The 8,200-nt window shown below is 48.2% G+C and carries 9 protein-coding genes and 1 pseudogene; 8 read left to right on the top strand and 2 right to left on the bottom strand.

All coding sequences use genetic code 11. From position 1 onward, the window contains the following. Positions 1-51: 51 nt before the first annotated feature. From astE to ves, 3 genes are all read left to right on the top strand, one after another. A complete protein-coding gene (gene astE / locus ACUU1I_RS18130) occupies positions 52-1,020 on the top strand; it encodes a succinylglutamate desuccinylase (RefSeq protein ID WP_000368518.1) in 969 nt (322 codons plus the stop codon). 329 nt (positions 1,021-1,349) lie between these two features. Beyond that, entirely contained in the window at positions 1,350-1,835 is a 486-nt protein-coding gene (gene spy / locus ACUU1I_RS18125) for an ATP-independent periplasmic protein-refolding chaperone Spy (protein WP_001228978.1), read from the top strand. Positions 1,836-2,037: 202 nt separating this feature from the next. Beyond that, entirely contained in the window at positions 2,038-2,613 is a 576-nt protein-coding gene (gene ves / locus ACUU1I_RS18120; protein ID WP_005068835.1) for an environmental stress-induced protein Ves, read from the top strand. Here ves and cho read toward each other — a convergent pair. Then, entirely contained in the window at positions 2,573-3,460 is an 888-nt protein-coding gene (gene cho / locus ACUU1I_RS18115; protein ID WP_000252351.1) for an excinuclease Cho, read from the bottom strand. The two genes, ves and cho, sit on opposite strands and share 41 nt — an antisense overlap. Before the next feature lie 229 nt (positions 3,461-3,689). Continuing rightward, positions 3,690-4,517 (bottom strand): ammonia-dependent NAD(+) synthetase, encoded by an 828-nt coding sequence (gene nadE, locus ACUU1I_RS18110; protein WP_000175033.1) that lies wholly within the window; start codon positions 4,515-4,517, stop codon positions 3,690-3,692. Between the two features lie 201 nt (positions 4,518-4,718). Between nadE and osmE the strand changes: the two genes are divergently transcribed. The 5 genes and pseudogenes from osmE to chbR form a co-directional block, all read left to right on the top strand. Further along, positions 4,719-5,057, top strand: a complete 339-nt coding sequence (gene osmE, locus ACUU1I_RS18105; protein WP_001039044.1) for an osmotically-inducible lipoprotein OsmE — start codon at positions 4,719-4,721, stop codon at positions 5,055-5,057. 298 nt (positions 5,058-5,355) lie between these two features. Then, positions 5,356-5,676 carry a PTS N,N'-diacetylchitobiose transporter subunit IIB gene (gene chbB, locus ACUU1I_RS18100; RefSeq protein ID WP_000412158.1) on the top strand — a complete coding sequence of 107 codons (321 nt, stop codon included), beginning with the start codon at positions 5,356-5,358 and terminating at the stop codon, positions 5,674-5,676. 84 nt (positions 5,677-5,760) lie between these two features. Continuing rightward, positions 5,761-7,109 (top strand): annotated as a pseudogene (chbC, locus tag ACUU1I_RS18095) (PTS N,N'-diacetylchitobiose transporter subunit IIC). A gap of 121 nt (positions 7,110-7,230) precedes the next feature. Continuing rightward, positions 7,231-7,518, top strand: a complete 288-nt coding sequence (gene chbA / locus ACUU1I_RS18090) for a PTS N,N'-diacetylchitobiose transporter subunit IIA (RefSeq protein WP_000522898.1) — start codon at positions 7,231-7,233, stop codon at positions 7,516-7,518. Positions 7,519-7,525: 7 nt separating this feature from the next. Then, positions 7,526-8,200, top strand: a 675-nt coding sequence (gene chbR / locus ACUU1I_RS18085; RefSeq protein WP_449144872.1) for a transcriptional regulator ChbR, incomplete at its 3' end; no start/stop codon positions are given.

Below are 8,200 nucleotides of genomic sequence, written 5' to 3'. Positions count from 1 at the left end.
AATTACTGAATCTCGGTTCGGTTTATCCGTTCCAGCGCGAGGGAGGGGGCAATGGATAATTTTCTTGCTCTGACCTTAACGGGTAAAAAACCGGTTATCACCGAGCGAGAAATCAACGGCGTTCGCTGGCGCTGGCTGGGCGATGGTGTGCTGGAACTGACGCCATTAACGCCACCGCAAGGCGCGCTGGTGATTTCTGCGGGGATCCACGGTAATGAGACGGCACCTGTGGAAATGCTGGACGCGTTGCTTGGCGCGATATCTCACAGCGAGATCCCGTTACGTTGGCGGTTGCTGGTGATCCTCGGGAATCCTCCTGCGCTGAAGCAAGGGAAACGTTATTGCCATAGCGATATGAACCGAATGTTTGGCGGTCGTTGGCAGCTATTTGCTGAAAGCGGAGAAACCTGTCGGGCGCGCGAACTGGAACAGTGCCTGGAAGATTTTTATGACCAGGGCAAAGAATCTGTGCGTTGGCACCTTGATCTACATACCGCAATTCGTGGCTCCTTGCATCCGCAGTTCGGTGTATTACCGCAACGCGACATTCCCTGGGACGAGAAATTTCTGACGTGGCTGGGTGCGGCGGGGCTGGAGGCGCTGGTGTTCCATCAGGAGCCTGGTGGTACGTTTACCCATTTCAGCGTCAGACATTTTGGCGCGCTGGCCTGTACGTTGGAACTTGGCAAAGCGTTGCCCTTTGGGCAAAACGATCTTCGCCAGTTTGCAGTAACTGCCAGCGCAATTGCTGCGCTGCTATCTGGTGAGAGTGTCGGTATCGTGAGAACACCGCCGCTCCGTTATCGGGTGGTTTCGCAAATTACTCGCCACTCGCCGTCCTTCGAAATGCATATGGCAAGTGACACGCTGAATTTTATGCCGTTTGAGAAAGGAACATTGCTGGCGCAGGACGGAGAGGAACGTTTTACCGTAACCCATGATGTAGAGTATGTGTTATTCCCTAATCCGTTGGTAGCGTTGGGATTACGCGCGGGATTAATGCTCGAAAAAATAAGCTAATACTTACCCGCAGAAATCATTCTGCGGGTATTAAGTTGCTTTCTTATAAATTAATACAGATTAATCCTGGTTATTTGCTTTATTTATCACCAGTCATCCGGTATAGTTCTTCATAATCTCTGCAAAATCATCGTTTTGTAATATTCTCTCATCACTCTCCATCAAATTTTCTTTTTTTCTCCATAATTGGCGCAAAAGTGTTTTTTACACTTTCATTGTTTTACCGTTGCTCTGATTAATTGACGCTAAAGTCAGTAAAGTTAATCTCGTCAACACGGCACGCTACTTAAGAAAGCCGTAATAAATAACTGAAAGGAAGGATATAGAATATGCGTAAATTAACTGCACTGTTTGTTGCCTCTACCCTGGCTCTTGGCGCGGCTAACCTGGCCCATGCCGCAGACACCACTACCGCAGCACCGGCTGACGCGAAGCCGATGATGCACCACAAAGGCAAGTTCGGTCCGCATCAGGACATGATGTTCAAAGACCTGAACCTGACCGACGCGCAGAAACAGCAGATCCACGAAATCATGAAAGGCCAGCGTGACCAGATGAAACGTCCGCCGCTGGAAGAACGCCGCGCAATGCATGACATCATTGCCAGCGATACCTTCGATAAAGCAAAAGCTGAAGCGCAGATCGCAAAAATGGAAGAACAGCGCAAAGCTAACATGCTGGCGCACATGGAAACCCAGAACAAAATTTACAACATCCTGACGCCGGAACAGAAAAAGCAATTTAATGCTAATTTTGAGAAGCGTCTGACAGAACGTCCAGCGGCAAAAGGTAAAATGCCTGCAACTGCTGAATAATCTTTCAGCCAAAAAACTTAAGACCGCCGGTCTTGTCCACTACCTTGCAGTAATGCGGTGGACAGGATCGGCGGTTTTCTTTTCTCTTCTCAAACAGTTGTAAAAAAAGCCTGATCACCACTAACGTAAATCACCCGAGTTGCCGATAACCATCCACGGTTACCTGAACGATAACAATGAAAAGAACGGGCCGGGAGCGAGTATGGAATACTTTGATATGCGTAAAATGTCGGTGAATCTGTGGCGAAACGCTGCCGGTGAAACGCGCGAAATTTCCACTTTCCCACCGGCAAAACGTGATTTTTACTGGCGTGCCAGCATTGCATCCATCGCGGCGAATGGGGAGTTTTCTTTGTTTCCCGGCATGGAAAGGATAGTGACGTTGCTGGAAGGCGGCGAGATGCTCCTTGAAAGCGCAGACCGCTTTAACCATACCTTAAAACCGTTACAGCCTTTTGCCTTTACGGCGGACCAGGTGGTAAAAGCGAAACTGACGGCAGGGCAGATGTCGATGGATTTCAATATTATGACGCGCCTGGATGTCTGTAAGGCGAAAGTCAGAATTGCCGAACGTACGTTTACTACCTTTGGCTCACGCGGCGGGGTGGTGTTTGTGATTAACGGGGCGTGGCAACTGGGCGACAAACTGCTCACTACCGACCAGGGCGCGTGCTGGTTCGATGGCAGGCACACCCTGCGGCTTTTACAACCGCAAGGTAAACTGTTGTTCAGTGAAATCAACTGGCTCGCTGGTCATTCGCCGGATCAAGTTCAGTAATTTCATAGTTACCGGAAAGCAGCGGCTTACAAAGAATTTTATAACCGTCGTGATCAAACCCGGCGGGTGTCCGAATTAACGTTGTCGCTTCTTCCAGCGAATTAACCGCCCCCAGCCACAGCCAGTTTTGAATAATATGATATTGAGTCATTTCCGGGTGCTGTTCTTTCAGTGCCACCGCACCTTGCCAAGGCCAACACACCACCCGCAAACGCTCCAGAGACTGGCGCAAGCGTAGCGCATGTTCCTCATGGCTCTCTTTACCGCAGCATGCTCCGGCGCAACGTTTTAGCGCTGAACGAAAACATGCACGACCGCGACTTAACGGTTCCAGTCCCAACAGGCCATAACAAAGTTTTTGTTCATCAGCGATGCTCTGCAATGCTTGCAAAGCTGCGCGCCTATTGGCAAACAGGCCAAACAGGTTGGGGGCTCGTGAAAAATCCACCTCTTTGGCATACACCACATCGACGCGCTTTTCATTTAATTGCAGGGCACAGAGCTGGCGATTGCGGCGCAACCGTTTATTAAACAGCGGCTGTTGTTCTTTGATTAATCGCGCTTCAAGGAGCAGAGCGCCGATTTCGCCTGCGGTGCAGATCCAGCTAATTCGCCGGGATTGCCGTAGCATGGCGGCTTCATCCGGGGTGCGTAAATGAGAAAGCACCCGACTGCGGATATTAACGCTTTTGCCGATATAGAGCGGCATGGTGTCACTTTCGCCATGAAACAGATACACCCCTGGTCGGGTGGGTAAGTCATTAAGGAATGAATGTAAATGTTCGGGATATTCATAAATTGCCGCAGCTTCAAATTCGAGCCGCGGAGAAGTTAAACGCCGTACCACTGTTGACTCCGAATGCTGGTTATCTATCCAGTGTAACAGGCGGGAGGCGATTAAAAAAGAGGCGGGTTGATGACAAAGGTTACACCGTCTGACGTGCTACGCCTGTCAGGCCTATTCGACTCCTGCAATGTATTGAATTTGCATAGTTTTGTAGGTCGAATAAGGCGTTCACGCCGCATCCGGCGTGAACAAATTACTCTTTTTCGCACAATCCAATAGGTGCAAATTATTACTTTTTCCAGAAATCATCGAAAACGTTAATTGGCGGACGGCGTTTATGTTCGGTTTTCAGATACCAGTTCTCTATTGTTCTGGCGACCTGTTCAGGTAGGTTTTTCCCTTCCAGATAGTCGTCGATATTGTCATAGGTCACGCCGAGTGCCACTTCATCTGGCAGAGAAGGGCGATCATCTTCAAGATCGGCAGTTGGGGCTTTCTTATAAAGGTGTTCCGGGCAACCTAATGCCGTCAGTAACTGTTTACCCTGGCGTTTGTTGAGACGATACAGCAGATTAATATCCGTACCGCCGTCACCATATTTAGTGAAGAATCCGGTAATGGCTTCTGCTGCATGATCGGTGCCCACCACGACACCGCTGGTCATACCCGCAATGCTATATTGTGCTTTCATCCGCTCACGCGCTTTTTCATTGCCACGGACAAAATCGCTCAGTTCAATGCCTGCTTCCCGCAATGCCTGCTCGCTAGCCAATACCGCGCCCTTGATATTAACGGTTAATACGCGATCCGGTTGAATAAAGGCAATGGCATCCTGGCAATCTTGTTCGTCAGCCTGAACACCATAGGGCAGGCGTACGGCAATAAATTGCAGTGATTCGTTGCCAGTTTCCTGGCGCAGCTCATTAATCGCCATCTGGCACAGCTTTCCGGCAAGCGTGGAGTCCTGACCGCCGCTGATCCCGAGCACCAGTGATTTAATGAACGGATAAGTTTGCAGGTAGCTTTTCAGAAAATCGACACTACGACGAATTTCCTCTTCAGCATTAATCTGCGGTTTTGCGCCCAGCGCCTTTATTATTTGTTGTTGCAATGTCATTGAACCCCTCCAGACAGAAAAGACAAAACTTCCTTAAAGCTAACCCGTTGCTACTGAAACGACAAGCGACAGCGGGCTGAATGGTGGTTAAAACGTCATACAGGAATCCTCTGAAAGCGGAGCCGTTTCGTTCACGGGCTTGAAAAAGCGCCCAATGTATTCCAGGCTTATCTAACACGCTGATAAACAAGAGGACGGAATATGAACAAGAATATGGCAGGAATTCTGAGTGCAGCGGCGGTATTAACCATGCTGGCGGGTTGTACAGCTTATGATCGTACCAAAGACCAGTTTGTACAGCCTGTGGTGAAAGACGTCAAAAAAGGCATGAGCCGGGCGCAGGTTGCACAAATTGCGGGTAAACCTTCGTCTGAAGTGAGCATGATCCATGCTCGCGGTACTTGCCAGACCTACATCCTGGGTCAACGTGATGGTAAAGCAGAAACCTACTTTGTCGCGTTAGATGATACCGGACATGTCATCAACTCCGGTTATCAGACCTGTGCTGAATACGACACTGATCCACAGGCTGCGAAGTAATCAATTCGTCTGAAAGCTTGAGTAACAACGGAAACCGGCCATTGCGCCGGTTTTTTTTGGCCTGAGTTCTTAATTATCTTCGCGAATTATTTGCCCGAAATGTGAAGAGGGTCATAACCACAGGTCAAGGAGAAACAATTTATAAGGTCAAAGAAATACTATTGCTCAGGTCTATACCGTATACTCCTTTCAGCCACAAAAAAAGTCATGTTGGTTTCGCAAGTTACCCAGAGCATGGAAGCAGGTTAAGGCTTGCGGAGTGTCTGGCTGACAGATAATCGTCGATGAGGGCAGTTTTATGGAAAAGAAACACATTTATCTGTTTTGCTCTGCGGGCATGTCTATCTCTTTACTGGTATCAAAAATGCGCGCACAGGCAGAAAAATATGAAGTTCCGGTCATTATTGAAGCATTTCCGGAAACACTGGCTGGTGAAAAAGGTCAGAATGCCGATGTCGTGTTATTAGGGCCGCAGATTGCTTATATGTTGCCCGAAATCCAGCGTTTGTTACCCAACAAACCGGTTGAAGTAATTGACTCGCTGCTTTATGGCAAAGTCGATGGTTTAGGCGTGCTTAAGGCTGCGGTTGCAGCGATTAAAAAAGCCGCAGCAAATTAATTTATTTTAAATTTTCCCGTCAAAGAGTTATTTCATAAATCAATACCGCAATATTTAAATTGCGGTTTTTAAGGGTATTTTTCTATGAGTAATGTTATTGCATCGCTTGAAAAGGTACTCCTCCCTTTTGCAGTTAAAATAGGAAAGCAGCCACACGTTAATGCAATCAAAAATGGCTTTATTCGCTTAATGCCGTTAACCCTTGCGGGGGCCATGTTTGTATTAATTAACAACGTTTTTCTAAGCTTTGGGGAGGGGTCGTTTTTTATTCCTTAGGTATTCGCCTCGACGCCTCAACCATTGAAACACTTAATGGTCTGAAAGGTATTGGCGGCAACGTATATAACGGAACATTAGGAATAATGTCTTTAATGGCACCGTTCTTTATTGGCATGGCGCTGGCAGAAGAGCGTAAAGTCGATGCGCTGGCGGCTGGGTTGTTATCCGTTGCAGCATTTATGACCGTCACCCCATATAGTGTCGGTGAGGCCTATGCGGTTGGCGCAAACTGGTTAGGTGGGGCGAATATCATCTCCGGGATTATTATTGGCCTGGTGGTGGCAGAAATGTTTACCTTTATTGTCCGCCGCAATTGGGTCATTAAACTGCCCGACAGCGTACCTGCTTCAGTATCGCGTTCTTTCTCGGCATTAATTCCCGGCTTTATTATTCTTTCCGTGATGGGGATTATTGCCTGGGCGTTGAATACCTGGGGCACCAACTTCCATCAGATCATTATGGATACCATCTCAACCCCACTGGCATCGTTGGGTAGCGTGGTGGGCTGGGCCTATGTGATCTTTGTTCCACTGCTCTGGTTCTTCGGTATTCATGGCGCGCTGGCGCTGACCGCACTGGACAACGGCATTATGACGCCGTGGGCGCTGGAAAATATCGCGACCTATCAGCAATATGGTTCCGTCGAAGCGGCGCTGGCAGCCGGTAAGACCTTCCATATCTGGGCCAAGCCGATGCTGGACTCCTTTATTTTCCTTGGGGGCAGTGGTGCGACTTTAGGCCTGATCCTGGCTATCTTTATCGCCTCTCGCCGTGCTGATTATCGTCAGGTGGCAAAACTGGCGCTGCCGTCCGGCATCTTCCAGATTAACGAACCGATTCTGTTTGGTCTGCCAATTATCATGAACCCGGTGATGTTTATCCCGTTTGTACTGGTACAACCGATTCTGGCGGCAATCACCCTCGCAGCGTACTACATGGGCATCATTCCTCCGGTGACCAATATTGCACCGTGGACCATGCCAACCGGTCTGGGAGCCTTCTTTAACACCAACGGTAGCGTCGCCGCATTGCTGGTCGCACTCTTCAACCTTGGCATCGCAACGTTAATTTATCTGCCCTTTGTTGTGGTGGCTAACAAAGCACAAAATGCGATTGATAAAGAAGAGAGCGAAGAAGATATCGCTAACCCCTGAAATTTTAATCGATGCCGGTACGGGTAATCTTGCCGGTAAGAAGAGAGAGGAACGATGTATGATGGATCTCGATAATATTCCTGATACGCAAACAGAAGCTGAAGAGCTGTAAGAAGTGGTGATGGGGCTTATCATCAACTCTGGACAAGCGCGTAGCCTGGCGTATGCCGCATTGAAACAGGCGAAGCAGGGCGATTTTGCCGCAGCGAAAGCCATGATGGATCAGTCACGGATGGCATTGAATGAAGCGCATCTGGTACAGACGAAACTGATTGAAGGCGATGCGGGCGAAGGTAAGATGAAAGTGAGTCTGGTGCTGGTCCACGCTCAGGATCATTTAATGACGTCCATGCTTGCGCGTGAACTGATTACTGAATTAATTGAGCTTCATGAAAAACTGAAGGCATAAGGAGTCGATGATGCAGCCAGTGATTAACGCGCCGGAAATTGCCACTGCCCGAGAACAGCAGTTGTTTAATGGCAAAAACTTCCATGTGTTTATCTATAACAAAACTGATAGTATCAGCGGACTGCATCAGCACGACTATTATGAATTTACTCTGGTATTAACCGGGCGTTATTTCCAGGAGATTAACGGTAAGCGCGTGTTACTGGAACGGGGCGATTTTGTTTTTATTCCGTTAGGTTCGCACCATCAAAGTTTTTATGAGTTTGGTGCCACGCGCATATTGAACGTTGGGATCAGTAAACGCTTTTTTGAGCAGCATTACCTGCCGTTGTTGCCTTATTGCTTTGTTGCTTCGCAGGTATACCGGACCAATAACGCTTTTCTCACCTATGTGGAAACAGTGATTTCTTCATTAAATTTCCGCGAAACAGGGCTGGAAGAGTTTGTTGAGATGGTTACTTTTTATGTCATTAACCGTTTACGTCATTACCGCGAAGAACAGGTGATTGATGATGTACCGCAGTGGCTGAAAAGTACGGTAGAAAAGATGCATGATAAAGAGCAGTTTAGTGAATCGGCGCTGGAGAATATGGTGACGTTGTCAGCCAAATCACAGGAATATTTGACGCGAGCGACTCAACGATATTATGGCAAAACACCAATGCAGATTATTAATGAGATC

It is taken from the genome of Shigella sp. SIG3 (assembly GCF_053555855.1).
This window is presented reverse-complemented; position numbering and strand designations above follow the sequence as displayed.